The 25,525-nt window shown below is 66.2% G+C and carries 23 protein-coding genes; 7 read left to right on the top strand and 16 right to left on the bottom strand.

Annotated elements, in window-relative coordinates:
* Nucleotides 1-1,398 (bottom strand): aminotransferase family protein, encoded by a 1,398-nt coding sequence (locus tag AYJ57_RS04660; protein WP_066101896.1) that lies wholly within the window; start codon nt 1,396-1,398, stop codon nt 1-3.
* Nucleotides 1,399-1,770: 372 nt separating this feature from the next.
* Here AYJ57_RS04660 and AYJ57_RS04655 point away from each other — a divergent pair, with 372 nt between their 5' ends.
* The 3 genes from AYJ57_RS04655 (at nt 1,771) to AYJ57_RS04645 (ending at nt 4,952) form a co-directional block, all read left to right on the top strand.
* Nucleotides 1,771-2,763 carry a taurine ABC transporter substrate-binding protein gene (locus tag AYJ57_RS04655; protein WP_066101893.1) on the top strand — a complete coding sequence of 331 codons (993 nt, stop codon included), beginning with the start codon at nt 1,771-1,773 and terminating at the stop codon, nt 2,761-2,763.
* Between the two features lie 114 nt (nt 2,764-2,877).
* Nucleotides 2,878-3,690: an ATP-binding cassette domain-containing protein gene (locus tag AYJ57_RS04650; RefSeq protein ID WP_066101890.1), complete on the top strand. Its 813-nt coding sequence runs from the start codon at nt 2,878-2,880 to the stop codon at nt 3,688-3,690.
* Entirely contained in the window at nt 3,687-4,952 is a 1,266-nt protein-coding gene (locus AYJ57_RS04645; protein WP_066101887.1) for an ABC transporter permease, read from the top strand. The genes AYJ57_RS04650 and AYJ57_RS04645 overlap by 4 nt, the downstream gene beginning before the upstream one ends.
* Nucleotides 4,953-5,056: 104 nt before the next feature.
* Here AYJ57_RS04645 and AYJ57_RS04640 read toward each other — a convergent pair whose 3' ends face one another.
* Nucleotides 5,057-6,193: a zinc-ribbon domain-containing protein gene (locus AYJ57_RS04640; protein ID WP_066101884.1), complete on the bottom strand. Its 1,137-nt coding sequence runs from the start codon at nt 6,191-6,193 to the stop codon at nt 5,057-5,059.
* A 158-nt stretch (nt 6,194-6,351) separates the two neighbouring features.
* Between AYJ57_RS04640 and AYJ57_RS04635 the strand changes: the two genes are divergently transcribed.
* Genes AYJ57_RS04635 through AYJ57_RS04620 form a run of 4 tightly spaced genes read left to right on the top strand, consistent with a single transcriptional unit; the run spans nt 6,352 to nt 9,257 of the window.
* Nucleotides 6,352-7,029, top strand: a complete 678-nt coding sequence (locus AYJ57_RS04635) for a cell division ATP-binding protein FtsE (protein WP_066101881.1) — start codon at nt 6,352-6,354, stop codon at nt 7,027-7,029.
* Nucleotides 7,030-7,034: 5 nt separating this feature from the next.
* The gene (locus AYJ57_RS04630) at nt 7,035-7,931 is read left to right on the top strand and encodes a cell division protein FtsX (protein WP_237220193.1); all 897 of its coding nucleotides are present in this window, start codon (nt 7,035-7,037) and stop codon (nt 7,929-7,931) included.
* A complete protein-coding gene (locus AYJ57_RS04625; RefSeq protein ID WP_066101875.1) occupies nt 7,931-8,665 on the top strand; it encodes a lysophospholipid acyltransferase family protein in 735 nt (244 codons plus the stop codon). Before AYJ57_RS04630 ends, AYJ57_RS04625 begins: the two co-directional genes overlap by 1 nt.
* Nucleotides 8,652-9,257: a pyridoxamine 5'-phosphate oxidase family protein gene (locus tag AYJ57_RS04620; protein WP_066101872.1), complete on the top strand. Its 606-nt coding sequence runs from the start codon at nt 8,652-8,654 to the stop codon at nt 9,255-9,257. Before AYJ57_RS04625 ends, AYJ57_RS04620 begins: the two co-directional genes overlap by 14 nt.
* A 42-nt stretch (nt 9,258-9,299) precedes the next feature.
* Here AYJ57_RS04620 and AYJ57_RS04615 read toward each other — a convergent pair whose 3' ends face one another.
* From AYJ57_RS04615 to AYJ57_RS04550, 14 genes are all read right to left on the bottom strand, one after another.
* Nucleotides 9,300-10,070: a hypothetical protein gene (locus AYJ57_RS04615; RefSeq protein WP_066101869.1), complete on the bottom strand. Its 771-nt coding sequence runs from the start codon at nt 10,068-10,070 to the stop codon at nt 9,300-9,302.
* Between the two features lie 259 nt (nt 10,071-10,329).
* Entirely contained in the window at nt 10,330-11,724 is a 1,395-nt protein-coding gene (gene lpdA / locus AYJ57_RS04610) for a dihydrolipoyl dehydrogenase (protein WP_066101866.1), read from the bottom strand.
* Nucleotides 11,725-11,891: 167 nt separating this feature from the next.
* Nucleotides 11,892-12,281: an MAPEG family protein gene (locus tag AYJ57_RS04605; RefSeq protein WP_066101863.1), complete on the bottom strand. Its 390-nt coding sequence runs from the start codon at nt 12,279-12,281 to the stop codon at nt 11,892-11,894.
* A gap of 7 nt (nt 12,282-12,288) precedes the next feature.
* Nucleotides 12,289-12,522 carry a hypothetical protein gene (locus AYJ57_RS04600; RefSeq protein WP_066101860.1) on the bottom strand — a complete coding sequence of 78 codons (234 nt, stop codon included), beginning with the start codon at nt 12,520-12,522 and terminating at the stop codon, nt 12,289-12,291.
* A 124-nt stretch (nt 12,523-12,646) separates the two neighbouring features.
* Nucleotides 12,647-14,170 (bottom strand): 2-oxoglutarate dehydrogenase complex dihydrolipoyllysine-residue succinyltransferase, encoded by a 1,524-nt coding sequence (gene odhB, locus AYJ57_RS04595; protein WP_066101857.1) that lies wholly within the window; start codon nt 14,168-14,170, stop codon nt 12,647-12,649.
* Between the two features lie 4 nt (nt 14,171-14,174).
* Complete coding sequence (locus AYJ57_RS04590) at nt 14,175-17,144, bottom strand: 2-oxoglutarate dehydrogenase E1 component (protein ID WP_066101855.1); 2,970 nt, start codon at nt 17,142-17,144, stop codon at nt 14,175-14,177.
* A gap of 155 nt (nt 17,145-17,299) precedes the next feature.
* Complete coding sequence (gene sucD, locus AYJ57_RS04585) at nt 17,300-18,184, bottom strand: succinate--CoA ligase subunit alpha (protein WP_066101852.1); 885 nt, start codon at nt 18,182-18,184, stop codon at nt 17,300-17,302.
* 78 nt (nt 18,185-18,262) lie between these two features.
* The gene (gene sucC, locus AYJ57_RS04580) at nt 18,263-19,456 is read right to left on the bottom strand and encodes an ADP-forming succinate--CoA ligase subunit beta (RefSeq protein ID WP_066101849.1); all 1,194 of its coding nucleotides are present in this window, start codon (nt 19,454-19,456) and stop codon (nt 18,263-18,265) included.
* A 427-nt stretch (nt 19,457-19,883) separates the two neighbouring features.
* On the bottom strand, nt 19,884-20,846 hold the full coding sequence (gene mdh, locus AYJ57_RS04575) for a malate dehydrogenase (protein ID WP_066101846.1): 963 nt from the start codon (nt 20,844-20,846) through the stop codon (nt 19,884-19,886).
* A gap of 303 nt (nt 20,847-21,149) precedes the next feature.
* Nucleotides 21,150-21,887 (bottom strand): ABC transporter permease, encoded by a 738-nt coding sequence (locus AYJ57_RS04570; protein ID WP_157373962.1) that lies wholly within the window; start codon nt 21,885-21,887, stop codon nt 21,150-21,152.
* Nucleotides 21,884-22,819 (bottom strand): ABC transporter ATP-binding protein, encoded by a 936-nt coding sequence (locus AYJ57_RS04565; protein WP_066101843.1) that lies wholly within the window; start codon nt 22,817-22,819, stop codon nt 21,884-21,886. Before AYJ57_RS04565 ends, AYJ57_RS04570 begins: the two co-directional genes overlap by 4 nt.
* The gene (locus tag AYJ57_RS04560) at nt 22,816-23,982 is read right to left on the bottom strand and encodes an ABC transporter permease (RefSeq protein ID WP_066101840.1); all 1,167 of its coding nucleotides are present in this window, start codon (nt 23,980-23,982) and stop codon (nt 22,816-22,818) included. Before AYJ57_RS04560 ends, AYJ57_RS04565 begins: the two co-directional genes overlap by 4 nt.
* Before the next feature lie 20 nt (nt 23,983-24,002).
* Nucleotides 24,003-24,917, bottom strand: coding sequence for a glycine betaine ABC transporter substrate-binding protein OsmF (gene osmF / locus AYJ57_RS04555; RefSeq protein WP_066101837.1), 915 nt, complete (start codon nt 24,915-24,917; stop codon nt 24,003-24,005).
* A gap of 179 nt (nt 24,918-25,096) precedes the next feature.
* Nucleotides 25,097-25,420, bottom strand: coding sequence for a hypothetical protein (locus tag AYJ57_RS04550; protein WP_066101835.1), 324 nt, complete (start codon nt 25,418-25,420; stop codon nt 25,097-25,099).
* Nucleotides 25,421-25,525 lie beyond the last annotated feature (105 nt).

Below are 25,525 nucleotides of genomic sequence, written 5' to 3'. Positions count from 1 at the left end.
TCAGCCGAAGACCGTTCCGAGCGCGCCGTCCACGGCCTCGACGATCTGGTCGATGTCGTCCTTGGTGGCGATCAGCGCCGGGGCGAAGCACAGCGTGTTGTTGTAGCCGGGGATCGAGCGGTTGGTCATGCCGATGATGACGCCGCGCTTGCCCACCTCTGCCACGACGGCGGCGGTGCGCTTCTCGTCCATCGGCTCGCGGGTGCCGCGGTCGGTCACCAGTTCTGCGCCAAGGAAGAGGCCCTTGCCGCGCGCCTCGCCAACGACGGCGTGCTTGTCCTTCAGCGCCTCGAGCTGGCCGAGCATATACTCACCCATGTTGGTGGTGTTCTCGAGCAGGTTCTCGTCTTCGATGATGCGCATGTTCTCGAGCGCCGCAGCCGGGCCAGCGGTGCAGCCGCCGAAGGTCGAGATGTCGCGGAAGTAGTTCATCGGGTCCGTGGCATCGTCCTTAAAGAGGTCGAAGACGCGCTCGGAGGTGACGCAACAGGCGATGGCGGCATAGCCCGAGGCGACGCCTTTGGCCATGGTCACGAAATCGGGCTCGACGCCGTAATGCTGGTAGCCGAACCATGTGCCGGTGCGGCCCACGCCGCAGACCACCTCGTCGATGTGCAGCAGCACGTCATACTTGCGGCAGATCTCCTGAACGCGCTGCCAGTAGCCCGCCGGGGGAACGATCACGCCGCCGCCCGCGGTCACCGGCTCGAGGCAGAGCGCGCCCACGGTGTCGGGGCCTTCGCGCAGGATCACCTCTTCGATGGCGTCGGCGGCGCGCTGGCCGTAGGCCTCGCCCGACAGATCGCCCCAGCCCTGATCGCCAGCGCGGTACTCAAGGCAATGCGGCACCGACACGAAGCCGGGGGCAAAGGGGCCGTATTGCGCGTTGCGCTCGAACTGGCCGCCTGCCGAGAGCGCGCCGATGGTGGTGCCGTGGTAGTCGCGCTCGCGGTAGAGGATTTTGTGCTTCTTGCCGCCGTAGCGCTTGTGCGCGATCTGGCGGACCATCTTGAAGGCCTTCTCGTTCGCCTCAGACCCCGAGTTGGTGTAGTAGACGCGGCTCATGCCCGGCATCTTCTCGATCAGGCGCTCGGCAAACAACGCGCCGGGGATCGAGCCCGCGGCACCGGCGTAGTAGTTCAGCTTCATCAGCTGCTCGGAGATCGCATCGACGATGCTCTTGCGGCCATAGCCCACGTTCACCGTCCAGACAGCGCCCGAGACCGCATCCAGTTGCTCGCGTCCGGTCTGGTCCCAGACGCGCATGCCCTTGCCCTCGACGATGATCTTGGGGTCGCTGGTCTCGAACTGCTTGTGCTGCATCAGGTGGTGCCAGACGTGGGCCTTGTCGGCCTCGACCACGTGGCTCAGGTCGTTCTGGGTGAGGGTGCCATCCATGGGGTGTCTCCTGACAAATCGGGCGCCGGAGCGGCGCGAAGAGGCGATGAACCGCGATGCGGGATGCTAGCACATGCGCCCGAAGTCCAGCGAAGTCTTAGTGCCAGATTTCACCCATGTGTAAGGCCAGTTCGCGCGGATTAAGGCCAGTTGGCGCGAAGGGCCGAATTTATTGGGGAAATTCCGACCGCTGGTGCCTGCGTTTTGAGCAGCGGCCTTGAGCGAACCAAGGGTCAGTGCTGCATATGCGGGCATTGCCCATTGATTGAGCGGAGGATTTCCGTTCGGATCGGGCCGAGCCGGTCGCCCCTTGGGGTGGGCCGAATAAATGCCTCGCGGGAACAGACGGGGCGGGACAACGGGAGAAACCAGATGACGATCAAGAAAAGTCTGCTTGGGGCGGCCGGGGCCGCGGCGCTGCTGGCTGGCGCTGCCAGCGCCGAGACCATCACCGTGGGCTATTTCCTCGAATGGCCGATGCCTTTCGAATACGCCAAGGCGATGGGCACCTACGAAGAGGAAATGGGTGTCGACATCAACTGGGTGAGCTTCGACACCGGCACCGCGATGTCCGCCGCCATGGCCTCGGGCGACGTGCAATTGTCGGTCAGCCAAGGCGTGCCGCCCTTCGTGGTCGCCGTCTCGGCGGGGCAGGACCTGCAGGCGCTCGACGTCGCGGTGAGCTATGCCGACAACGACAATTGCGTGGTGCGTTCCGATCTGGAGATCGACAAGGACAGCGCCGACGAGCTTGAAGGCAAGAAAGTCGCCGTGCCGCTGGGCACCGCCGCGCACTATGGCTTCCTCAAGCAGATGGACCACTTCGGCGTGCCGCTCGACAGCCTCGAGATCGTCGACATGGCGCCGCCGGATGGCGCGGCGGCCATCGCGCAGGGCTCGGTCGATATGGCCTGCGGCTGGGGCGGCTCGCTGCGCCGGATGCTCGAGCACGGCAACGTGCTGCTGACCGGGGCTGAGAAAGAAGACCTCGGCATCCTTGTGTTCGACGTGACCTCGGGCCCGGCGTCTTGGGTGGCCGAGAACTCTGATCTCGTGTCCTCTTTCCTGAAGGTGACCGCCGAGGCGAACGCCATGTGGGCCGATGAGGCCAACCACGCGGAGATGCTGCCGGTGATCGCCAAGGACGCGGGCATGGACGAGGACGCCACCGCCGAGACGCTGGCCACCTTCGTCTTCCCCGACGCCGAGACCCAGCTTTCCGACAAGTGGCTTGGCGGCGCCGCTGCCGAGTTCATGAAGGGTGTGGCGGATGTCTTCGTCGAGGCGGGCTCGATCGACGCCTCGCTCGACAGCTACGCCGAGCATGTGAACACCGGCCCGCTGTCCTCGGCGGGCTCGATGTAAGGCCCTCAGGTCTTTTGTCCCGGCGGTGGGGGGCTGCCGCCGGGACGCTCTTTACAGAAATACAAGACGGGGCATCTGCCCCAAACCGCAGCGCCAGGCTGCGAAAGGCGGACCATGAGCGGATTATCCATCCAGAACCTGTCGATGCGCTTCGACCTGCCCAATGGCAGTTCGGTGCAAGCGCTGAAGGACGTGTCGCTGGACCTCGCGCAGGGCGAGTTGCTGTCGGTGCTGGGGCCCTCGGGTTGCGGCAAGACCACGCTGCTCAACATCGTCGCGGGCTTTCTTGCGCCGACTGAGGGGAAGATCGTGCTCAATGGTCACGACGTGCGCGGTCCCGCCGCCGAGCGCGGCATGGTGTTCCAGCAGGGCGCGCTTTTCGAATGGATGAACGTGCGCGACAACGTCAGCTTTGGCCCGCGCATGGCTGGGCAGCGCGAGCGGGATTACGGCGCCAACGTCGATCACCTGCTCGATGTGGTGGGCCTGCGCGACTTCAAGGAAAAGGCGGTCTACGAGCTTTCGGGCGGCATGCAGCAGCGCGTGGCGCTGGCCCGTTGCCTTGCCAATGATCCCGACGTGATCTTGATGGACGAGCCCCTGGGGGCGCTTGACGCGCTCACCCGCGAGAAGATGCAGAGCCTCGTGCTGAAGCTCTGGAAAGAGACCGGCAAGACGATCATCCTGATCACCCACTCGGTCGAAGAGGCGCTGCTGCTGGGCGAGCGCCTGCTGGTCATGGCGCCGCGTCCGGGCCGCATCCACCGCGAATACCGTCTGCCCTTTGCCGAGCTTGGCGCTGGGCAGGACCTGCGCGGGGTCAAGAAACACCCCGAGTTCGCCACCACGCGCGAAGAGATTCTGGGAATGATCTGGAACATGGAAGAAGAGATCATGGGCCGCAGCGAAGCGGGGGCCGCGTCATGATCGTCTTTGCCCTCTATATCGCCATCTTCGTGGTCAGCTGGCTGTTGGTGAAACTGCTGGTGCACCGCGCGCTCAACGATTTCACCGCCCGCAAGACCGTGACCTTCGGCGACGAGAGCGCCGTGCGCCCGAGCCGCATTGCCAGCGTGATCTCGATCCTGACCATCTTCCTGCTCTGGGGGGCGTTCACCGGCTCGACTTGGGTGCCGAAGTTCCTGCATGCGCCGGGGCCGTTCGTGGGCGATGCCACGTTCACCTACACCGCCGAAGCCGAGGGGGTGGCGCCCGATGACGCCACCGTCACCGTGCGCGTCTTCCCGGTGGGCGAGGAGAGCGAAGACCCCGAGGTCGACCCCGGCACCGGCTGGGCCAAGGATGACGCGGCAAGCGTCGGCGCGTGGCGCTCGGGGCTGGTGCGGGTGGACCGCAACGACGAGTACGGACGCGACGAGGGCCACACCATCGTGGCGGTCAACGGCACGCCCATTGCGCCGGGCGGAGAGGTCATGACCGAGTTCGGCCGTGTCGGCATGTCGCCCAAGGGCACGCTGAACTTTGAGCCCGCCAAGGGCTGGCAGATGGAGCCGATCTGGCTGCCCGCGCCCGAGGCGGTGCTGTCTAGGCTGGTCGAGATCGCCCGCGACGGCTACCGCGACAGCACGCTCTGGGAGCACCTTGGCTGGTCGCTGTTCCGGGTGATCGCGGGCTTCTTCTTTGGCGCGCTGATCGGCATTCCGCTGGGCTATGCCATGGGCCTCTCGGACTGGTTCCGCGGCTGGTTCGATCCGATTGTCGAGTTCATGCGGCCGGTGCCGCCCTTGGCGCTGATCCCGCTGGTGATCATCTGGGCCGGCATCGGCGAGGCGGGCAAGATCATCCTGCTGTTCCTCGCGGCGCTCTGGATCATGGCGATCGCGGCGCGCTCGGGGGTGTCGGGGGTGAAGATCTCGAAGGTCCACGCGGCCTATTCGCTGGGCGCCAGCAAGGTGCAGATCCTGCGCCATGTGATTATCCCCAACTCGCTGCCCGATATCTTCACCGGCGCGCGGGTCGCCATGGGCGTCTGCTGGGGCACCGTGGTGGCCGCGGAACTGGTGGCTGCAGAAAAAGGCGCGGGGATGATGATCATGGTCGCGTCGAAGTTCCAGCTGACCGACATCGTGATCATGGGGATCATCCTGATCGGGGTGATCGGCTTTGGCATCGACATGCTGATGCGGCTGGCCGAGCGCAAGCTGGTGCCGTGGAAGGGCCGCGGCTGACGCGAAGTCCGCGCTGCTGAACGAGGGCGGTTAACGAGGGGGCTGTCTGCCCCCTCGAACTCCCCCGAGGATATTTTCATCTAGACGAAGGGGCGCGCGGCGCCTCAGCCGATCAGCGCGGCAAGCTGCCCGCCGAGCCAGAGCCGCAGGCCGTCCACCGCCGCGACATATGGGTCGATCAGCGGGGCGAGCGCCGGGACGGCGCCGGTGATCACTGGCGCGAGCGCATAGATCAGCACCGCCAGCACCGCGAGGATCAGCATCAGACCGAAGCCGCGGGCAAAGTTGCTGCCCTGTTGCTCTTCCTCCTCGGCGTCGAGCGCGCGGCCCTGTGCGGTTTCCATTCGGCGCGGCTCGGTGGAGACGCGCAGGGTCTGGTTGACCTCTTCGATGTCCGGCAGCAACTCACGCCGTGAGTTGCCGAGCGCGGGATGTTCAGGTTCGGGGGCGAAGGGGTCGTGGGCCGTCTCGGCGGCAGACTCCTCCTCGGTGCCCGGGTCGAGGTCGGGGTCGATGTCCTCTGCGCCGCTCAGCGGCGCGTCGCCGCGGATGCGGGCCATATGGGTGCGCGCGTCGCGGGCGCGGCGGGCGGCCTCATCCTCCTCGGGCGCGCCGAGGCCAAGCTCGGGCTGGCTTTCCAGCGGATCGGCGTCGGTGCGGCGGCGCGCTTCGCGGGCGGCTTCCTGACGCAGCACCTCGGCCACCGACGGATCGAGGCCGCGGGCAGCGCGCGACGGCCGGCGCGGCACGGGAACTTCTTCGGGGGGCAGCGGCGGGTCGAGCACCGGCTCTGCGGCGCGTGCCTCTAGCTGCGGCGCGGGGCGGTCTTCAACGTCATAGCCATCTCGCGCGGCGAGCGCGGCGCGCAGTTCGGCGGCAAATTCGTTGATCCCGGCGTGGTCGATCTCGGAATGGTCGACTTCCGCTGTGTCGTCCTCCGCCGCGTGCTCGGGCTCTTCGTCGGGCGCTTCGCCCAAGTCCGCTGGCTCGGCGCTGTCGTCCAGAGCATCGTCATAACCCGCCGGGGCGCTCTGCGTCTCGTCCGCCGACGCCTTCTCGGCGACCGGATCACCGGAAAGATCATCGCCCAGATCACTACCCGGATCATCGGGCGCATCGTCGGGGTGAAGCTGAAACCAAGTGTGGCCGCAGTCGGAGCATTGCACGTCGCGACCGCCGGTTGGGATCACGTCGACCGGCACCTCGTATTGCGCGCCGCAATTGGGGCAAATCAGCCGCATATTATCTTGAGCTTTCCATCTGTTCTGGCCACATCCCTTTGCTGACAATAGGTTGCTGTGGGCGAGCGCGAAAGCCAAATTTCCCGGGGAACGGCGGATTGCAACTGCGTCGCGGCTCGGGCACAACAGGGCATCGTTTTTACCGGGGGCGCGCGGGCGTGATCGAACTGGACAATGTGGCCTACAGCTACGGCGGGGGCGAGCTGCTGAGCGGGCTCACGCTGCAGCTGGCACCCGGGTCGTTCCACTTTCTGACAGGGCCGTCGGGCGCCGGCAAGACCACGCTGCTGAAGCTCTGCTACGGCGCGCTTGTGCCCACCTCCGGCCATGCGCGGCTGTTTGGCGAGGACGTGCGGCGCATGGACCGCGACGCCATCGCGATGAGCCGCCGCCGCATCGGCGTGGTGCATCAGGACTGCCAGTTTCTCGACCATCTGTCGGTGGCGGAGAATGTCGCGCTGCCGCTGACCGTGGCGGGCGAGGGTGGCCCGGATCTGACGCAGAACCTCGTGGAACTGATGACATGGGTCGGGCTGAAGAGCCGCGCCGAGGCGCTGCCGCCGGAACTGTCGGGCGGTGAGCGGCAGCGTGCCGCGCTGGCGCGCGCAGTGATCATGTCGCCCGAAGTGATCCTTGCCGACGAGCCCACCGGCAACGTCGACTGGGAAATGTCGCAGCGTTTGCTGCGGCTGCTGGTGGAGCTGAACCGGATGGGCAAGACCATTCTCATCGCCACGCACGATCTTGGCCTGATCCGCTCGGCCAAGAGCCAGGTGCAGGCGCGGGTGCTGCGCATCTCGAACCGGCGGCTGCAGGCCGCGGGGGCCGATCTGTGAGGCTGGTGCGGGATTCCCTCGGGGCGCTGACCCACGGCGACAAAGGCGCGGACCGGGTCGTGCCGCCGACCGGCTTCACCGCGCGGCTGACGCTGTTCGCCGCCGCCGCCATGGCGTTTCTGGCGGTCTTTGCGCTGGCGCTCTCGCTGGCGGCGGGGCGGCTCGCCGACAGCTGGGGCGAGGAACTGGCGCGCGCCTCCACCGTACGCATCTCGGCCCCGGCGGGGCAACAGGCGCAGCAGACCGAGGCGGCGCTGCGGCTGCTGGCGCAGACGCCGGGCGTGGCCTCGGCGCGGGCGCTGACCGAAGAGGAGCAGCAGGCGCTGCTCGAGCCGTGGTTTGGGCCCGATCTGCCGCTGGCCGATCTGCCGGTGCCGCAGTTGATCGAGGTGATCGAGGACGCCGAGGGGTACGAGCCCGCCGGTCTGCGCCTGCGCCTGCAGGCCGAAGTGCCCGGCGCGGTTCTGGATGACCACACCCGCTGGCGCCGCCCGCTGGTGGCGGCTGCGGGGCGGCTGCGGCTGCTGGGCGCGGTGTCGATCCTGCTGATCGCGGGCGCGGTGGCGGCGATGGTGACGCTGGCGGCCAATGCCGCGCTGGCCGCCAATGCGCAGGTGATCACCGTGCTGCGTCTGGTCGGCGCCACCGATGCCTATATCGCGCGCGCTTTCGTGCGCCGCTTCACCCTGCGGGCGCTTGGCGGCGCGGCGGTGGGCGCGGCGCTCGGCACCGGCGCGCTGCTGCTGATGCCTGCGAGCGATGAGACCGCGGGCTTTCTGACCGGCCTGTCCTTCGTTGGCTGGCACTGGGTGTTCCCGCTCTTGGTGCCCGTGCTGACGGCGGCAGTGGCCTTTGCCGCGACGGCGATCGCCGCGCGCCGGGTGCTTGGAGATTTGAGTTGATGGCCTACGCGCTGCAATGGACCCGCTCGCTGATATTCATCGGGCAAGCCTATTTCGCCATGGCGGTGATCGGTCTGCTGCTCTTTCCATGGGCGCTGTTTTCAAGCCGCGGTGCGCGCGTCGCCTGCGTCAGCTGGTGCCGCTGGGTGCGCTGGACGGCGGCGTGGATGGTTGGCCTCAAGAGCGAGGTTCGCGGCCCGATCCCGCAGGGCGAGCTGATCATCGCCGCCAAGCACCAGAGCTTTTTCGACATCATCTTGCTGTTCGGCGCGGTGCCCGCGGGCAAATTCGTGATGAAGCGCGAGCTTCTGTTCACCCCGGTCCTTGGCCAATATGCCACCCGCATCGGCTGCGTGCCGGTCAACCGCGGCAAGCGCGGGGCGGCGATCTCGAAGATGGTTGCGGATGTGAAGAAAAGCGCCGAAGAGCACCCCGGACAGCTGATCATCTACCCGCAGGGCACCCGCGTGCCGCCCGGCGTGAAGCTGCCTTACAAGGTGGGCACCGCGATCCTTTATGGCCAAAGCGGCGAGGCCTGCGTGCCGGTGGCGACCAATGTCGGTGTGTTCTGGCCCAAGCGCGGCATCTACCGCAAGCCCGGCACGGCGGTGGTGGAGTTTCTGCCGGTGATCGAGCCCGGGATGCCGAACAAGGCGTTTCTTGCCAAGCTCGAAGCCGAGGTCGAGGCGGCCTCCGACCGTTTGCTGAAGGAGGCGGGATTTGCGCAGGATTGACACGATCGAAGGGCTCGAGGCGCTTTACGGCACGCCTGCGGGGGCGGCGCTGGACAAGGTGGTGCGGCGGATGACGCCGCTTTATCGGCGCTGGATCGAGGCGTCGAAACTTTGCGTGCTGACCACCGTCGGCGCGGGTGGCACCGATGGCTCGCCGCGCGGCGACGATGGCCCGGTGGTACTGGAGCTTGACCCCGGCACGCTGGCGATGCCCGACTGGCGCGGCAACAACCGGCTAGACTCGCTGCGCAACATCGTCGAGGACGGGCGCGTGTCGCTGATGTTCTTCGTCCCCGGCAGCACCAATGTGGTGCGGGTGAACGGCACCGCTTGGCTGACCGATGACGAGGGGATGCGGGGACGCTTCGAAAAGAAGGGCCGGCTGCCCGCCACCGTGGCGATCATCGAGATTTCCGAGATTTACACCCAATGCGCCCGTGCGCTGATGCGGGCAGGCACATGGTCGGGCAAAGACGAAAGCGCCGATCTGCCGACCATCGGCCAGTTCCTCGCCGAAGCGACGCAGGGCGCCACCGACGGCGAGGCCTATGATCGCGAATGGCCCGCTCGGGCCGCCGCCACGCTCTGGTAGGCGCGGGGCAGCAGACAGGGCTCAGGGTTCAGGGCACTGGGCTTAAGGGACGAGGATCTTCATGGTGAAGCCGAAGGTGTCCTCGGGGCCATTGCCGTCGTCGTAGAAGTTATACTCGTAGCTCAGGCCGAATTGCACCGGCGTGGTGCCCATGGTGACCAGCTTGTTGAGCTGCACACCAAGCGGCAGGCTCACCCATTCCTCGGCGTCCCAGTCGTAGGTGATCGACATATCCGAGGTGCCAACCGACCAGCCGTCAGCCATCGAGACGTTGACGATGGGCTGGATGATCGACAGGTCGACCGGATCGCGGTCGGCGTCGCCGCCCATGTCGATGATGTTCTGGTTGAACACGCCCCAGATGCCCCAGTTCGCCTGCGCGATGAAACCCGCCGCCGGACCAAGCCCCCAGCGTTCGGTGCTGAGGTCTTCGTCGCCGCTGGGAATGAGCGCAACGGCACCGACGCCAAAACGCCCCCAGCTTTGGTTGAACGTGGTCAGGTTGAACACCGTCGCGTCGGAAAAGCCGGTGTTGTCGCTGGGACTGCTGGTTAGATAGGGCAGGGTCAGGCGGAAGATGTTGCTGGTGCCGCCCAGCTCATAGGGCACCGCCATGCGGAATTGCAGCTTATTGCCGTCTTCGTCGTCGAGCCCGTGATACTGCGACGTGTAGAAATTCTGGAACACATATGCAGTGAGAGAGGCTGTCGGGTCGCTGGCCGCTGTCGAGAGATCCTGATCGCCGCTTTGCGCAAAGGCAGCGGGCGCGGCGAGGGTGAGGGCCAGGGCGGAGGTGAGGGCGAGTTTGGACATGAAATCGGTTCCCTGCTGAATGACCGGAAAAGATCGGGTCCGGATGGCGCGAAATAGCGAGAAATAATCGTTCCTAGGTTGAGCTTACTCCCCGTTTTCACGATCCGGCAAGGACACTGTGACGTGGCGGCAATTAGAGGTTGAAACCGTGGCTTTCCGGTTCGAATTCCGGGTCGCCTTCGGTTTCGCTTTTGGGGAGCCCAAAGCAAAAGGCCCCCGAGCAGTGCTCGGGGGCCTTTGCATTTCTCAGGCGAGGGGATCAGGCGTGGATGGCGCCGTCGCCGCAGGCCAGCGCCGCCTCGCGCACCGCTTCCGAGAAGGTCGGGTGGGCGTGGCAGGTCAGCGCGACATCCTCGGCGGAGGCGCCGAATTCCATCGCCACGCAGATCTCGTGGATCAGGTCACCAGCCGACGGGCCGATGATGTGGCAGCCGAGCACGCGGTCGGTTTCCTTGTCGACGATCAGCTTCACGAAGCCCTCGCCCGCAAACACGGCCTTGGCGCGGCCATTGCCCATGAAGGAGAACTTGCCGACCTTATAGGCGCGGCCTTCTTCCTTGAGCTGCTGCTCGGTCTTGCCGACCGTGGCGACCTCGGGGTGGGTGTAGATCACGCCCGGGATGACCTCGTAGTTCACATGGCCCGCCTTGCCGGCGATGACCTCGGCGCAGGCCATGCCTTCGTCTTCGGCCTTATGGGCCAGCATCGGGCCTTCGATGGCGTCGCCGATGGCGTAGACGCCCTTCACGGCGGTCTGCCAGTGGCCGTCTGTCTCGATCTGGCCGCGCTTGGTCAGCTTCACGCCGAGCGCCTCGAGGCCAAGCCCGTCGGTGTAGGGCGCGCGGCCGGTGGCGCAGAGCACCACGTCGGCTTCGGTGGTGTGCTCACTGTCGTCCTTGCGCAGCTTGTAGCTGACCGTGGCCTTGCCGCCCTTGGTCTCGACCTTGGAGACAGCCGCGCCCATGGTGAACTTCAGGCCCTGCTTCGACAGCATGCGCTGGAAGGTCTTCTGCACCTCGGCGTCCATGCCGGGGGTGATGGCGTCGAGGAATTCGATCACCTCGACCTCGGTGCCGAGGCGGGCGTAGACCGAGCCCATCTCGAGACCGATCACGCCAGCGCCGATGACGACCATCTTCTTGGGAATCTTGCCAAGTTCCAGCGCGCCGGTGGAGGTGACGACGATCTTTTCGTCGACCTCGACCTCTGCGCCCGGCACGGAAGCGGGCACTGAGCCGGTGGCGATGATGATGTTTTTGGCCTCGTGCACTTCGTCACCGACCTTGACCTTGCCGGCCTCGGGGATCGAGCCCCAGCCCTTGAGCCAGTCGACCTTGTTCTTCTTGAACAGGAACTCGATGCCCTTGGTGTTCTGGCCGATCACGTCGTCCTTATAGGCGAGCATCTGCTTCCAATCGACTTTGGGCGCGGCGCCCTTGAGGCCCATCTTGGCGAAGTTATGCTCTGCCTCATGCAGCTGGTGCGAGGCGTGCAGCAGCGCCTTGGAGGGGATGCAGCCCACGTTGAGGCAGGTGCCGCCGAGGGTCTCGCGGCCCTCCACGCAGGCGGTTTTCAGGCCGAGCTGGGCGCAGCGGATGGCGGCCACATAGCCGCCCGGGCCGGCGCCGATCACGATGACGTCGTATTGTGCCATTGGGGTCTCCTATCGGGTAATTCTGGGGGCACGGGGCATGCACATCGCATGCACAATCCATGCATATTCGAAAGCGGTGGGGGCGGCGGGGGCGCTGCCCCCCGTCCACCTGCGGTGGACGTCCCCCGGGATATTTTTCTCTAGACGAAGAGCGGGGCGGGGCGCGGTCATAGCAGCGCTCCGAGCAGCATCAGCACGGTGGCCAGCAGGCCCACCGCCCAGATCAGCGAGCGCCACGGCGCCCAGCCGTAGAGATAGGCGGGGACATAGAGCACGCGGGCGACAAGATAGGTCAGCGCGCAGAGCGCGGAGCCGCTGCCGCCCTGATCGGAATAGGTCACCACCACAACGGCGATGGTGAAGAGGATCAGCCCTTCGAAATGGTTGTTCATGGCGCGCTGCGCGCGGGCGGCAAGGCCGCTCAGCTCGCGGCCCTCGTCGCGCGGCGAAACCGCGTAGTCGCGGCCGACCTGACGTTGCGCGAGCACGGAATAGAGCGCCATCTGCGCGACCTGCAGCAATGCGGCGAGGGTGAGTGCGAAAAGTTCGGGCGTCATCGGCGGCTCAGGCGGTGCTCAGGAAATGCGCTACGGCGGGACCGTGGCCGAGGGCCTCGTCCTGCTTGAGCCAGCTCTTGGCCTTGTCGATGTCGTTGACGGAGAAAAGCGCCCAATGCGCCGCGCTGTCCTCAAGCCAGAGCTGCAGCAGGGTGAGCCCGGCGTTGGCGCGGTTTTCCGCCTCGTCGTCAAAGCGGGTGCGGTCGAAACTGTCGTAGCGGAGCAGGAGCTGCTGGCTCATCGGGACCTCCATCGCAGATATATCGGCGCTGTGGGTCCCGCCCGGGGATGCGTGGATCCGGGGATCCGGGCGGGACGAATGTCTTTCGGGGCGCGCCGCGTCTGGCGGGCGCCCCGGGGCTGGATCAGAGATCCATCAGCAGGCGGCGCGGATCCTCGAGGGCTTCCTTGATGCGGACCAGGAAGGTCACGGCGCCCTTGCCGTCGACGATGCGGTGATCGTAGCTGAGCGCGAGATACATCATCGGGCGGATCTTGATCTCGCCGTTGACGACCATCGGACGGTCCTGGATCTTGTGCATGCCGAGGATGCCCGACTGCGGGGGGTTGAGGATCGGCGAGGACATCAGCGAGCCGTAGACACCACCGTTGGAGATGGTGAAGGTGCCGCCCTGCATCTCGGCCATGGAGAGCTTGCCGTCACGGGCGCGCTTGCCCTTTTCGGCGATCTCCAGCTCGATCTCGGCGAAGGACTTCTGGTCGACGTCGCGCAGCACCGGAACCACGAGGCCCTGCGGCGTGCCGGCGGCGATGCCCATGTGCACGAAGTTCTTGTAGACCACGTCGGTGCCGTCGATCTCGGCGTTCACCTCGGGGACTTCCTTCAGCGCGTGCACGCAGGCCTTGGTGAAGAAGGACATGAAGCCGAGACGGGCGCCATGCTTCTTCTCGAAGAGGTCCTTGTACTGCGAGCGCAGCGCCATCACCTCGGTCATGTCCACCTCGTTGTAGGTGGTCAGCATGGCCGCGGTGTTCTGCGCGTCCTTGAGGCGCTTGGCGATGGTCTGGCGCAGGCGGGTCATCTTGACGCGCTCTTCGCGGGCGGCGTCCTCTGCCGGGCTCGGGGCGCGCTTGGCCTGAGCCGGGGCGGCCGGAGCCGGTGCCGATTTGGCAGCCGAAAGCGCGGCGGAGACGTCATGCTTCATGACGCGGCCGTCTTTGCCCGAGCCCTGAACCTGATCGCGGCTGATGCCAGCCTCGGCCATGGCTTTCTTGGCCGCCGGAGCGTCCTCGATGTCCTTGGAGCCGTTGGCGTCGCCTGCGGGCGGGGTGTCGTATTGCGTCGGCGCCTCTGCGGCGGGGGCCGCGGCACCCGATGCGCCGCCGAGCACGGCGAGCTGGCCGCCAGCCTGAACGGTGGCGCCTTCCTCGGCGAGGATCGCGGTCAGCGTGCCAGCGGCGGGCGCGGGAACCTCGACCGACACCTTGTCGGTTTCCAGCTCGCAGAGCATCTCGTCGGCGGCGACGCTGTCACCGACCTTCTTGAACCAGGTGGCGACGGTGGCCTCGGAGACCGACTCGCCCAGCGTGGGGACCATCACCTTGACCTCTTCGCCGCCGCCCGAGGCGGCGGGCGCCGCTTCGGCCTTGGCCGAGGGACGCTCTTCGACGGTGGTCGAGCCAGCTTCGCCAGCGGGGGCGACATTGGCCAGCAGGGCGTCCACGCCCACGGTGTCACCTTCCTTGGCGACGATGTCTTCGAGCACGCCAGCGACGGGCGAGGGGACCTCGACGGTCACCTTGTCGGTCTCGAGCTCGCAGAGCATCTCGTCAACGGCGACGGAATCGCCGGGTTTCTTGAACCAGGTGGCCACCGTGGCTTCGGTCACGGATTCGCCCAGCGTGGGGACGCGCACTTCGGTCGTCATCGCTTCATTTCCCTTCGATGGTCAGCGCTTCGTTCACAAGCGCCTCTTGCTGTGCCTTGTGCTGGCTGGCCAGACCCGTTGCGGGCGAGGCCGAGGTGGCGCGACCGACGTAGACCGGCCGCTTGTGCGTGGCGTCGATACGCCCCAGCACCCATTCGATGTTGGGCTCGATGAAGGTCCAGGCGCCCTGGTTCTTGGGCTCTTCCTGACACCAGATCATCTCGGCGCCCTTGAAGCGTTCCAACTCCTTGACCAGCGAGATCGCCGGGAAGGGGTAGAACTGCTCGATCCGCAGCAGGTAGACATCGTCGATGCCGCGGGCGTCGCGCTCTTCGAGCAGGTCGTAGTAGACCTTGCCCGAGCACATCACGACGCGCTTGATCTTGTCGTCGGCTGCCAGCTTGGTGCTGCTCTCGCCCGACTCCGCGCTGTCCCAGAGGACGCGGTGGAACGAGGAGCCGGTGGTGAAGTCCTTGGCCTCGGAGACCGCCAGCTTGTGACGCAGAAGCGATTTCGGCGTCATCATGATCAGCGGCTTGCGGTAGCTGCGGTGCAGCTGGCGGCGCAGGATGTGGAAGTAGTTGGCCGGGGTCGAGACGTTGGCCACGATCCAGTTGTCCTGACCGCACATCTGCAGGAAGCGCTCGAGACGGGCCGAGGAGTGCTCGGGGCCCTGACCCTCGTAGCCATGCGGCAGCAGGCACACGAGGCCCGACATGCGCAGCCACTTGCTTTCGCCCGACGAGATGAACTGGTCGAACATGATCTGCGCGCCGTTGGCGAAGTCGCCGAACTGCGCTTCCCACAGCACGAGCGCGTTGGGCTCGGCCAGCGAGTAGCCATATTCGAAGCCCGAAACCGCATATTCCGACAGCGCGGAGTCGATGACCTCGTAACGGGCCTGACCTTCGCGGATGTTGTTGAGCGGGTAGTAACGGTCTTCGTTGTCTTGGTTGATCAGGCCCGAGTGGCGCTGCGAGAAGGTGCCGCGCGTGCTGTCCTGACCGGCAAGGCGCACCGGGTAGCCCTCGGTGAGCAGCGAGCCGAAGGCCAGCGCTTCGCCGGTCGCCCAGTCAAAGCCCTTGCCGCTTTCGAACATCTTCGAGCGGGCGTCGAGGAAACGGCCCACGGTCTTGTGCAGCGGGAAGCCCTCGGGGACGGTGGTCAGCCCGGTGCCGATCTCGGCGAGCGTCTCTTCCTTCAGGGCCGTTTCGCCGCGCTGGTAGTTGCCTTCCTTCTGCGCGTCGAGATGCGACCAGCGGCCATCGAGCCAGTCGGCCTTGTTCGGCTTGTAGGTCTTGCCCGCCTCGAACTCTTCGTTGAGGTGCGACTGGAAGGCCGCCTTCATGTCTTCGATCTCGCCCTCGGGGATCAGCCCGTCCTTGACGAGGCGATCGGTGTAGAGCGTCAGCGTGGTCTTCTGCTGCTTGATCTTCTTGTACATGATCGGGTTGGTGAACATGGGCTCGTCGCCCTCGTTGTGACCAAACCGGCGGTAGCAGAAGATGTCGATGACCACGTCCTTGCCGAACTTCTGGCGGAACTCGGTCGCGACCTTGGCAGCGTGCACCACGGCTTCGGGATCGTCGCCGTTGACGTGGAAGATCGGCGCCTCGACCACCAGTGCGTTGTCGGTGGGGTAGGGCGAGGAGCGCGAGAAGTGCGGCGCGGTGGTGAAGCCGATCTGGTTGTTCACCACGACGTGAATGGTGCCGCCGGTGCGGTGGCCGCGCAGACCCGAAAGCGCGAAGCATTCGGCCACGACGCCCTGACCCGCGAAGGCCGCGTCACCGTGCAGCAGCACCGGCAGAACCTGCGTGCGCTCGGTGTCGCCGAGCTGGTCCTGCTTGGCGCGGACCTTGCCCAGAACCACCGGGTTCACTGCCTCGAGGTGCGAGGGGTTGGCGGTCAGCGACAGGTGCACCTTGTTGCCGTCGAACTCGCGGTCCGAGGACGCGCCGAGGTGGTATTTCACGTCGCCCGAGCCATCAACGTCCTCGGGCTTGAACGAGCCGCCCTGGAATTCGTTGAAGATCGCGCGGTAGGGCTTTTGCAGCACGTTGGCGAGCACCGACAGGCGACCGCGGTGCGGCATGCCGAAGACGATCTCTTGGATGCCGAGCGCGCCGCCGCGCTTGATGATCTGCTCGAGCGCCGGGATCAAGCTCTCGCCGCCGTCGAGGCCGAAGCGCTTGGTGCCCATGTATTTGACGTGCAGGAATTTCTCGAAGCCCTCTGCCTCGACCATCTTGTTGAGGATGGCGCGGCGCCCTTCACGGGTGAACTTCACTTCCTTGCCGTAGCCCTCGATCCGCTCTTTCAGCCATGCCGACTGCTCGGGGTCCGAGATGTGCATGTACTGCAGCGCGAAGGTGCCGCAATAGGTGCGCTTCAGCACGCCCATGATCTCGCGCATCGAGGCGACCTGCAGGCCGAGCACGTTGTCGATGAAGATCGGGCGATCCATGTCGGCGTCGGTGAAGCCGTATGCCTTGGGATCGAGCTCGGGGTGCGGCTCGCGGCCGTGCAGGCCCAGCGGGTCGAGATCGGCGGCGAGGTGGCCGCGGATACGGTGCGCGCGGATGATCATCAGCGCACGGATCGAGTCGAGCACGGCGCGCTTGACCTGATCGTCGGTGACCTCGACGCCCTTTTCGGCGGCCTTGGCGGCGATCTTCTTGCCCGCGCCCTTTGCCTCGGCGGCGGGCACCATCGGCCATTCGCCGGTGATCGCGGCGGTCAGGTCGTCGTTCGGGGTCGGCGGCCAATCGGCACGCTCCCAAGACGCGCCTTTCGCCTCGGCCTTCACGCTGGTCTCGTCGTCGCCAAGTTGTTTGAAGAACTCGCTCCATGCCTCGTCGACCGCATTGGGGTCATCGGCATAGCGAGCATACATCTGTTCGAGATATTCCGCGTTCGCGCCCTGCATAAAGCTGAGGGCGTGGAACTGGTCATTCGAGCCTTGATCCGTCATCGCGCGCATTCCTTTCTGACCGATCGTTGAAGCAGCAGGAGGGGGGCCTTGGGTAAAGGCCCCCGTCATGATGCTCCGGATGCTCTGCGGGTCGGAACCCTTGAGCGGAACTTTCGGGGGCGCAGGGCGGGCGGACCCGCCCTGCTGAGTGCTATTTAGCCCTTGATGGCTTTCATGACAGCCTCACCAAGCGTCGCCGGGCTGTCTGCCACGACGATACCTGCCGATTTCATCGCTTCGATCTTGTCCTCGGCGCCGCCCTTGCCACCGGCGACGATCGCGCCAGCGTGGCCCATGCGGCGGCCCGGAGGGGCCGTGCGGCCCGCGATGAAGCCAGCGGTCGGCTTCCAGCGGCCTTTTTTCTTCTGCTCCTTGAGGAACTCGGCGGCTTCTTCTTCGGCCGAGCCACCGATCTCACCGATCATGATGATGGATTCGGTTTCCGGATCGTCGAGGAACATGTCGAGCACGTCGATGTGTTCGGTGCCCTTGATGGGGTCGCCGCCGATGCCGACAGCCGACGACTGGCCGAGGCCCATGTCGGTGGTCTGCTTCACGGCTTCATAGGTGAGCGTGCCCGAGCGCGACACAACGCCGACCGAGCCACGCTTGTGGATGTGGCCGGGCATGATGCCGATCTTGCAGGCGTCCGGGGTGATCACACCCGGGCAGTTCGGGCCGATGAGGCGCGACTTGCTGTCCACCAGCGCGCGCTTCACCTTCATCATGTCGAGCACCGGGATGCCCTCGGTGATGCAGATGATCAGCTCGATGCCAGCGTCGATCGCCTCGAGGATCGAGTCCGCGGCGAAGGGCGGGGGCACGTAGATCACCGACGCGTTGGCTTCGGTCACGTGCTTGGCTTCGTGGACCGAGTTGAACACGGGCAGGCCGAGGTGCTCTTGGCCGCCTTTGCCGGGGGTCACGCCGCCGACCATCTTGGTGCCGTAGGCGATGGCCTGCTCGGTGTGGAAGGTGCCCTGCGAGCCGGTCAGGCCCTGACAGATGACTTTGGTATTTTCGTCAACGAGGACTGCCATTGTGGCGTTCTCCTATTGTCGCTGCGACGGGCGCAGCCAAAATTCCGGGGAGGGAGCGCCGCAGCGCCCCCAGACGCATCAGCCCTTGACCGCTTTCACGATCTTCTCGGCGCCGTCGGAGAGGTTGTCGGCGGCGATCACGTCGAGACCGGACTCGTTTATGATCTTCTTGCCGAGCTCCACGTTGGTGCCTTCGAGGCGGACGACGAGCGGAACCTGCAGGCCCACTTCTTTCACCGCGGCGATGACGCCCTCGGCGATCACGTCGCAGCGCATGATGCCGCCGAAGATGTTCACGAGGATGCCTTTGACGTTGTCGTCAGAGGTGATGATCTTGAACGCCTCGGTCACTTTCTCTTTGGTGGCGCCGCCACCCACGTCGAGGAAGTTGGCCGGTTCTGCGCCGTAGAGCTTGATGATGTCCATGGTGGCCATCGCGAGGCCCGCACCGTTCACCATGCAGCCGATCTCACCATCCAGAGCGATGTAGTTGAGGTCGTACTTGGAGGCTTCGAGTTCCTTGGCGTCTTCCTCGGTCTCGTCGCGCAGGTTGGCGATGTCGGGCTGGCGGTACATGGCGTTGCCGTCGAAGCCGAGCTTCGCGTCGAGCACCTTGAGGCTGCCACCGGGCATGAGGATCAGCGGGTTGATCTCCAGCATCTCCATGTCCTTCTCGATGAAGGCCTTGTAGAGCTGGCCCATCAGCTTGACGCACTGCTTCATGGCAGCGCCTTCAAGGCCGAGGGCAAAAGCGACGCGGCGGCCGTGGAACGGCTGGTAGCCGGTGGCCGGGTCGACGGAGAAGGAGAGGATTTTCTCGGGGGTCGAGGCTGCGACCTCCTCGATGTCCATGCCGCCCTCGGTCGAGCAGACGAAGGAGACGCGGCTGGTCACTCGGTCGACGAGCAGGGCGAGATAGAGCTCGCGCTCGATGTCCGAACCATCTTCGATGTAGATGCGGTTGACCTGCTTGCCGGCGGGGCCGGTCTGGTGGGTCACCAGCGTCTTGCCGAGCATCTTCTTGGCCTCTTCGGCCGCCTCTTCCACCGACTTGGCAAGACGGACGCCGCCCTTCTCACCAGCTTCGGCTTCCTTGAACGAGCCCTTGCCGCGGCCGCCGGCGTGGATCTGCGCCTTGACGACCCAGAGCGGACCGTCGAGCTCGCCTGCAGCGGTCTTGGCTTCGTTGGCGCTGAGCACGACACGGCCGTCCGAAACCGGGCAGCCGTATTCGCGCAGGAGCGCTTTCGCCTGATATTCATGGATGTTCATGGAAGACTCTTCCCGTCTTGCTGCGATTTCGGGGTGGGTATACGCCCGCATATCGCAGCACGCGAAGGGATTTTTGCCTTTCGGCGAAGATTTGCGAGATTTTTTCGCCGTTGTGATCACGCCCGGAAAAAGCGTGATCACAAATCTCGGGAATGTGGGATCCTGTTAGCGCCGTGCGTCGCGGGAATCAGCGCGGTGCCCGTTTGATGGGCAGGATAGCATGGCTGGCCACCCGGCGCGCGGGGGGAGGTCAAGCGCCAGCGAAGCGGCGGATCGTCGCGCTTTGGCTGTGGATCACGCTTTAAATGGACCGAAATGGCCCGCTCTGCTCCGCGTCATTTGAGGGGAGGCGCAACGAAAAAGCCCCGGCACGCGAACGCGCCGGGGCTTGGACTGTCTGCTCTGGCCCTTGGGCGGGCCGGATGGCTTACGCCAGCGAGCCGTCGATGCCTTTGCAGGCCTCGACGAGGCCCTTCACGGCTGCGACCGACTTGTCGAACATCTCTTGCTCTTCTTTGGTGAGCTTGATGTTGACGATCTTCTCGATGCCGCCGGCGCCGATCACGGTGGGCACGCCCACATACATGCCGTCGAGGCCGAACTCGCCGTCGCACATCGCCGCGCAGGGCAGGACGCGCTTCTGGTCTTTGAGGTAGGCTTCGGCCATCTCGATCGCCGAGGTTGCCGGTGCGTAGAAGGCCGAGCCGGTCTTCAGCAGTCCAACGATCTCTGCGCCGCCGTCACGGGTGCGCTGCACGATGGCGTCCAGCTTCTCCTGCGTGGTCCAGCCCATGTCGACCAGATCCGGCAGCGGGATGCCGGCAACGGTCGAGTAACGCACCGAGGGAACCATCGTGTCGCCGTGGCCGCCCAGAACGAAGGCGGTGACGTCTTTCATCGACACGTCGAATTCCACCGACAGGAAGTGGCGGAAGCGGGCCGAGTCGAGCACGCCAGCCATGCCGCAGACCTTGTGCGCGGGCAGGCCCGAGAACTTCTGCAGCGCCCAGACCATCGCGTCGAGCGGGTTGGTGATGCAGATGACGAAAGCGTCGGGGGCGTTGTCGCGGATGCCTTCGCCGACCGATTTCATCACCTTGAGGTTGATGCCCAGCAGGTCGTCGCGGCTCATGCCCGGCTTGCGCGGAACGCCCGCGGTCACGATGCAGACGTCGGCGCCGGCGATGTCAGCGTAGTCCTGGGTGCCCTTGAGCTTGGCGTCGAAGCCTTCCGAGGGGCCCGACTCTGCGATGTCGAGGGCTTTGCCTTCGGGAGTGCCTTCCGAGATGTCGAAGAGCACGACGTCGCCGAGTTCCTTCAGGGCCGCGAGGTGTGCAAGCGTGCCGCCAATCTGTCCCGCGCCGATGAGGGCGATCTTGGGTCTGGCCATGGATCTGTTCTCCGCTCCATTTGTGAAGTCCGACGTTTGCGTAAGGTCTCTGCCGCCGGCGCGCAAGGGCGCTGCGCGGCAGCAATTTCATGCCGCCCCGCCTGACCACGCGGCATGGTTGCGATAAAGTTGTTAAATCTCAGTGAATTGGTGGATGTATGCCAGCGTATGCTTTTTGCCACAAAGCGGCTTTCCCATCGACGTGATCGGGGCTGGCCGGGGGTGCAACTTGCCGCATTCACAGGCAGATGGGCGATTCTTTTTGTCAGATGGCCGGTTGGGCCGCTTGTTATTTCGCGGGGGTCATCCGCGGCCCATGCGGCGGGCCAGATGCTTCTCAAGCTGCACCAGCGCGTCATAGATCAGCACTGCGAACAGCCCGACGATCAGCCCGCCCTGCAGCACAAAGGCGGTGTTGCTGGTCAGCAGCCCGGCGATGATCACCTCGCCGAGGGTCCGCGCCGCCACGGTCGAGCCGATGGTGGCGGTGCCGAGGGCGATGACCACCGACAGGCGGATGCCCGCAAGGATCACCGGCGCGGCCAGCGGCAGTTCGACCCGCAGCAGACGTTGCCGCCGGTCGAGCCCGATGCCGCGCGCCGCCTCCATGGTGGTGGGCGGCAGGGTCGAGAGCCCGGTCATGGCGTTCTCGAAGATCGGCAGCAGCCCATAGAGAAACAGCGCCACCAATGTCGGCCCGGCGCCGAAGCCGAGCGCCGGGACCGCCAGCGCCAGCACCGCGACCGGCGGGAAGGTCTGGCCGACATTGGTGATGGTGCGCGACAATGGGCGGAAGGCCGCGCCCGCGGGGCGGGTGACGAGGATCGCCAGCGTCACCGCCACCAGCGTGGCCGCCAGCGAGGCGGCGGCGACAAGGCCAAGGTGGCTCAGCGAGAGCGACAGCAGCGAGCTGCGGGTGTAGATCACCGGGCCGTTTTCCGGTGCGAAAGGCGCAAAGACCGGCTCGAAGAGGCCGGGCTTCAGCACCAATGCCAGCAGCAGCAGAACGAGCGCCGCGCGCAGGATCAGCCCCGGTTTCACGCGTGCCGCTCCGCACGGGCCCGGATCGCGGCCAGCGTGACCCGGCCCGCGGGCTGGCCCTCACGTTCGACCGGCACCGCCTCGCGCCCGCTCCAGAGGCAGGCCGACAGCGCCTCGCGCAGGCTGGCACCGGCGGGCAGGGGGCTGCCCTCGGCGGGGCCGTCCTCGGCCAGGTCTGCGGCGGGGATCAGCGACAGCAGCCGCATGGGCCGCTCGGCATCGCCCACCATATCGGCGACGAAGCGCGTCGCGGGGCTGGCGACGATCTCATCGGGCGGGCCGTATTGCACCAGCTTGCCGCCATCCATCACCGCGACCCGGTCGCCGAGGCTGATCGCCTCGTCCATGTCGTGGGTCACCAGCATGATCGTCGAGCCGAGCTTGCGCTGTATGTCCTTGAGGTCGGCCTGCGCGCGGGTGCGGATGATCGGATCGAGCGCGCCAAAGGGCTCGTCCATCAGCAGAAGGTCGGGGCGCGAGGCCAGCGCGCGGGCGACGCCGACGCGCTGCTGCTGGCCACCCGAAAGCTCGGCGGGGAAACGCTCGCGGAAGTCGGCGGGCTCCATGCCGAAGAGGGTGAGCAACTCGTCGACCCGCGCGGCGGTTTTGTCCTTGGGCCAGCCCAGCAGATCGGGGACGGCGGCGATGTTGCGCGCGACCGAGTGGTGGGGAAAGAGCCCGTGGCCCTGAATGGCATAGCCGATGCGGCGGCGCAGGATATGGGGTTTGAGCGCGTGGGTGGGCTCGCCATTGATCCGGACCTCGCCAGAGGTGGGCTCGACCAGCCGGTTGATCATCCGCAGCAGCGTGGTCTTGCCCGAGCCGGAGGTGCCGACGATGGCGGTGATCGTGCCGGTCTCGACGGTCATCGAGACGGCATCGACGGCGCGGGTTTCGCCATAGGTCTTGGTGAGCTTGTCGATCTCGATCATGCGGGGCGCTCCGGGGTGCGGCGGGTGAGGTCCACGAGGATGTCCATGACGACGGCAGAGACGAGCGCCATCAGAACCGTGGGCACGGCGCCCAGCAAGATGAGGTCCGTGGCGGTCTGATTGAGGCCCTGAAAGACGAATGTTCCGTAGCCGCCGCCGCCGATCAGCCCGGCGATCACCGCCAGCCCGATGTTCTGCACCAGCACGATGCGCAGCCCGGCGAGGATCACCGGCATGCCGAGCGGCAGTTCGACCTTCCACAGACGCTGGGCCGGGGTCATGCCCATGCCGCGCGCTGCCTCGGTGGCGGCGGGTGGCGCGGCGTCGAGCCCGGCGACGGTGTTCGAGACCACCGGCAGCAGCGAATAGAGCACCAGCGCAAGAAACGCCGGGGCAAAGCCGATGCCCGCGATGCCGAGCGCCTGCGCGGCGGGAAAGCTGCTGCCGACCCATCCGAGGATCGGGATCATGATGCCGAACATGGCAAGCGAGGGGATGGTTTGCAGGAAGCTCAGCACCGGCAGCGTCGCGCCGCGCAGGCCGGGGCGGCGATGGCACAGGATGCCGAGCGGAAAGCCGGTGGCGGCTGCGGCGGCCAGCGAACCAAAGGCAAGGCCGGTGTGGCGGAGGGTGGCGGAGCGGAAGGCATCGCGGCGGCTGGCGTATTCCTGCGCGATCGACAGATCCGACAGCATGCCGGACCAGAGCACGGCGGCGAGGGCCGCCAGCAGCAAGATCAGCAGCCCGGCGCGGGCTTTGGGGCCGGGCTTCATCTGCGCCAGCGCGTCGGCCATCAGCAGCATGAGCGTCAGCAGCAAGCACCAGAACCCGGCGGCGGGCGAGACGCGGGCCAGATCTCCGGCATCGACCAGCAGCGCGCCAGCGCCGGTCGCCAGTAGCCAAAGCAGCCCGGCAAGGCCAAGCAGGCTACCGCCGAAGCGGCGCAGCGGGGCAGAGGCGGGAATGCCGAGCGCGAGACCGGCGGCCATCGCCAGCAGGCCGGGGAGCACATGCGAGAGCGGCGCGCTGTCCCAAAGCATCACGCCATCGCCCGCGACGATGCGGTTGGCGCGCAGGGTCAGGAAGGGCAGGGCCAACGCGGCCAGACCCATCCCGGCAAAGAGCACGCCGGGCGGAGACAGGCCCCGCCCGGCATCAGACATCTGCACGCTGCGACCGAGGATCAGTCCAGCACCCCGGTTTGCGTGAGATAGTCACGCGCAACGGCCTCGGCAGGCTCGCCGCCGACCTGAATGCGGCCGTTGAGCTCTTGCAGGGTTTCCATGTCGAGCCCTTCGAAGATCGGGTTCAGTACGTCGGGGATCGAGGGATATTCCTCGAGCACGGCGTCCCGCACGATGGGCGTGGGCTCATAGACCGGCTGCACGCCCTTGTCGTCTTCCATTACCTTGAGGCCGGTGGCGCCGACGCCGCCATCGGTGCCGTAGACCATCGCGGCATTCACGCCCGAGGTGCCGCGCGCGGCGGCCTGGATGGTGGCAGCGGTGTCGCCGCCCGACAGGATCACCGTCTGATCCTCGGACAGCTCGAAGCCATAGGTCGTCTGCATTGCAGGCAGAACGGCGGGGGAGGAGACGAACTCGGTGGAGGCGGCCAGCTTCACCTCGCCGCCATCCGCGATCCAAGCGCCGAAGTCGGACATGGTCGAGAGGTTGTTTTCCTCGGCGACCGGGCCGGTGACCGCGATGGCCCAAGTGTTGTTGGCGGGGGCAGAGCTGAGCCAGGTGATGCCATTCTCGGCATCGAGTTCCTTGGCGCGGGCGTGGGCTTTGTCTGCATCCTTCCAGACATCGCTGTCGGCCTCGTTGAAGAAGAAGGCGGCGTTGCCGGTGTACTCGGGGTAGATGTCGATCTGATCGGCGAGGATCGCCTCGCGCACCACTTGGGTGCCGCCCAGTTGCAGGCGCCGCTCGACCGGCAGGCCCGCGTCCTCGAGCGCGAGGGCGATGACATTGCCGAGCAGCCCGCCCTCGGTGTCGATCTTCGAAGAGACTGTGATATCGGCCTGTGCGGCACCTGCCAGAGCGGCGAGTGCGGCGGCAAGGCTGGTGGCGGTGAGAAATTTGTGGGTCAGCATGGCGCTTCCGGCTCCCTTTCCGTGGCGTCCCGTCGAGTATGACAGAGTTCTGCACAGAAACTAGGCGGCGAAGGCGGCGGGCCAAGGTGCGCGGCGAAATTGCTGCGCGGGGTAGGGTTTGGCGGGCTGAATTGGGTCGTTGGGCGCGGGGGCAGGCTCGGTTTTTGAGGATCGCGTTTTCAGGCGTCGCTGTCCGCGGGAGGCAGCGGCTCGTGCAGCGCCTCGAAGGCGAGGCCGCTGGCAACAAGGCAGGTGACGCCATCGGTGCCGGTGACCGTGATCGTCCAGCTGCCGGTTTCATCCGAGGCGAAAAGCTCCATCACCGCATTGTTGTTGCCAATGCCGATGGACTGCCGCGTCTCGCCATAGGTCGCCGCGAGTCGGGCGACGATCTGATCGCGCGGGCCACAGGCGGACTGGTCTGCAGCGGCGGGCAGGCCCAGCAAGAGCAGGAGGCCAGAAAGCGGAAGGCCAGAAAGCGGGAGGCGTCTGTATAGGGTCATCTTGTTTCCCCTTATTTCGTTCGAACGTATCGTGCGGACGGCGGGCGCGTCGCCTTGGCGCGAGGTCAGTGCCTTGTCTTCAAAGCCTGCGCGGCATGTCCAAAG

Source organism: Salipiger sp. CCB-MM3 (assembly GCF_001687105.1).
Lineage (GTDB): Bacteria > Pseudomonadota > Alphaproteobacteria > Rhodobacterales > Rhodobacteraceae > Salipiger.
The sequence above is the reverse complement of the archived record's forward strand: the minus strand, read 5'-3'. Positions and strand labels throughout refer to the sequence as shown.

What these genes read in the sequence shown, in the direction of transcription:
- AYJ57_RS04660 (WP_066101896.1), bottom strand. Translation starts at nt 1,398, where the DNA reads ATGGATGGCACCCTCACCCAGAACGACCTGAGCCACGTGGTCGAGGCC.
- AYJ57_RS04655 (WP_066101893.1), top strand. Translation starts at nt 1,771, where the DNA reads ATGACGATCAAGAAAAGTCTGCTTGGGGCGGCCGGGGCCGCGGCGCTG.
- AYJ57_RS04650 (WP_066101890.1), top strand. Translation starts at nt 2,878, where the DNA reads ATGAGCGGATTATCCATCCAGAACCTGTCGATGCGCTTCGACCTGCCC.
- AYJ57_RS04645 (WP_066101887.1), top strand. Translation starts at nt 3,687, where the DNA reads ATGATCGTCTTTGCCCTCTATATCGCCATCTTCGTGGTCAGCTGGCTG.
- AYJ57_RS04640 (WP_066101884.1), bottom strand. Translation starts at nt 6,193, where the DNA reads ATGCGGCTGATTTGCCCCAATTGCGGCGCGCAATACGAGGTGCCGGTC.
- AYJ57_RS04625 (WP_066101875.1), top strand. Translation starts at nt 7,931, where the DNA reads ATGGCCTACGCGCTGCAATGGACCCGCTCGCTGATATTCATCGGGCAA.
- AYJ57_RS04615 (WP_066101869.1), bottom strand. Translation starts at nt 10,070, where the DNA reads ATGTCCAAACTCGCCCTCACCTCCGCCCTGGCCCTCACCCTCGCCGCG.
- lpdA (WP_066101866.1), bottom strand. Translation starts at nt 11,724, where the DNA reads ATGGCACAATACGACGTCATCGTGATCGGCGCCGGCCCGGGCGGCTAT.
- AYJ57_RS04605 (WP_066101863.1), bottom strand. Translation starts at nt 12,281, where the DNA reads ATGACGCCCGAACTTTTCGCACTCACCCTCGCCGCATTGCTGCAGGTC.
- AYJ57_RS04600 (WP_066101860.1), bottom strand. Translation starts at nt 12,522, where the DNA reads ATGAGCCAGCAGCTCCTGCTCCGCTACGACAGTTTCGACCGCACCCGC.
- odhB (WP_066101857.1), bottom strand. Translation starts at nt 14,170, where the DNA reads ATGACGACCGAAGTGCGCGTCCCCACGCTGGGCGAATCCGTGACCGAA.
- AYJ57_RS04590 (WP_066101855.1), bottom strand. Translation starts at nt 17,144, where the DNA reads ATGACGGATCAAGGCTCGAATGACCAGTTCCACGCCCTCAGCTTTATG.
- sucD (WP_066101852.1), bottom strand. Translation starts at nt 18,184, where the DNA reads ATGGCAGTCCTCGTTGACGAAAATACCAAAGTCATCTGTCAGGGCCTG.
- sucC (WP_066101849.1), bottom strand. Translation starts at nt 19,456, where the DNA reads ATGAACATCCATGAATATCAGGCGAAAGCGCTCCTGCGCGAATACGGC.
- mdh (WP_066101846.1), bottom strand. Translation starts at nt 20,846, where the DNA reads ATGGCCAGACCCAAGATCGCCCTCATCGGCGCGGGACAGATTGGCGGC.
- AYJ57_RS04565 (WP_066101843.1), bottom strand. Translation starts at nt 22,819, where the DNA reads ATGATCGAGATCGACAAGCTCACCAAGACCTATGGCGAAACCCGCGCC.
- AYJ57_RS04560 (WP_066101840.1), bottom strand. Translation starts at nt 23,982, where the DNA reads ATGTCTGATGCCGGGCGGGGCCTGTCTCCGCCCGGCGTGCTCTTTGCC.
- osmF (WP_066101837.1), bottom strand. Translation starts at nt 24,917, where the DNA reads ATGCTGACCCACAAATTTCTCACCGCCACCAGCCTTGCCGCCGCACTC.
- AYJ57_RS04550 (WP_066101835.1), bottom strand. Translation starts at nt 25,420, where the DNA reads ATGACCCTATACAGACGCCTCCCGCTTTCTGGCCTTCCGCTTTCTGGC.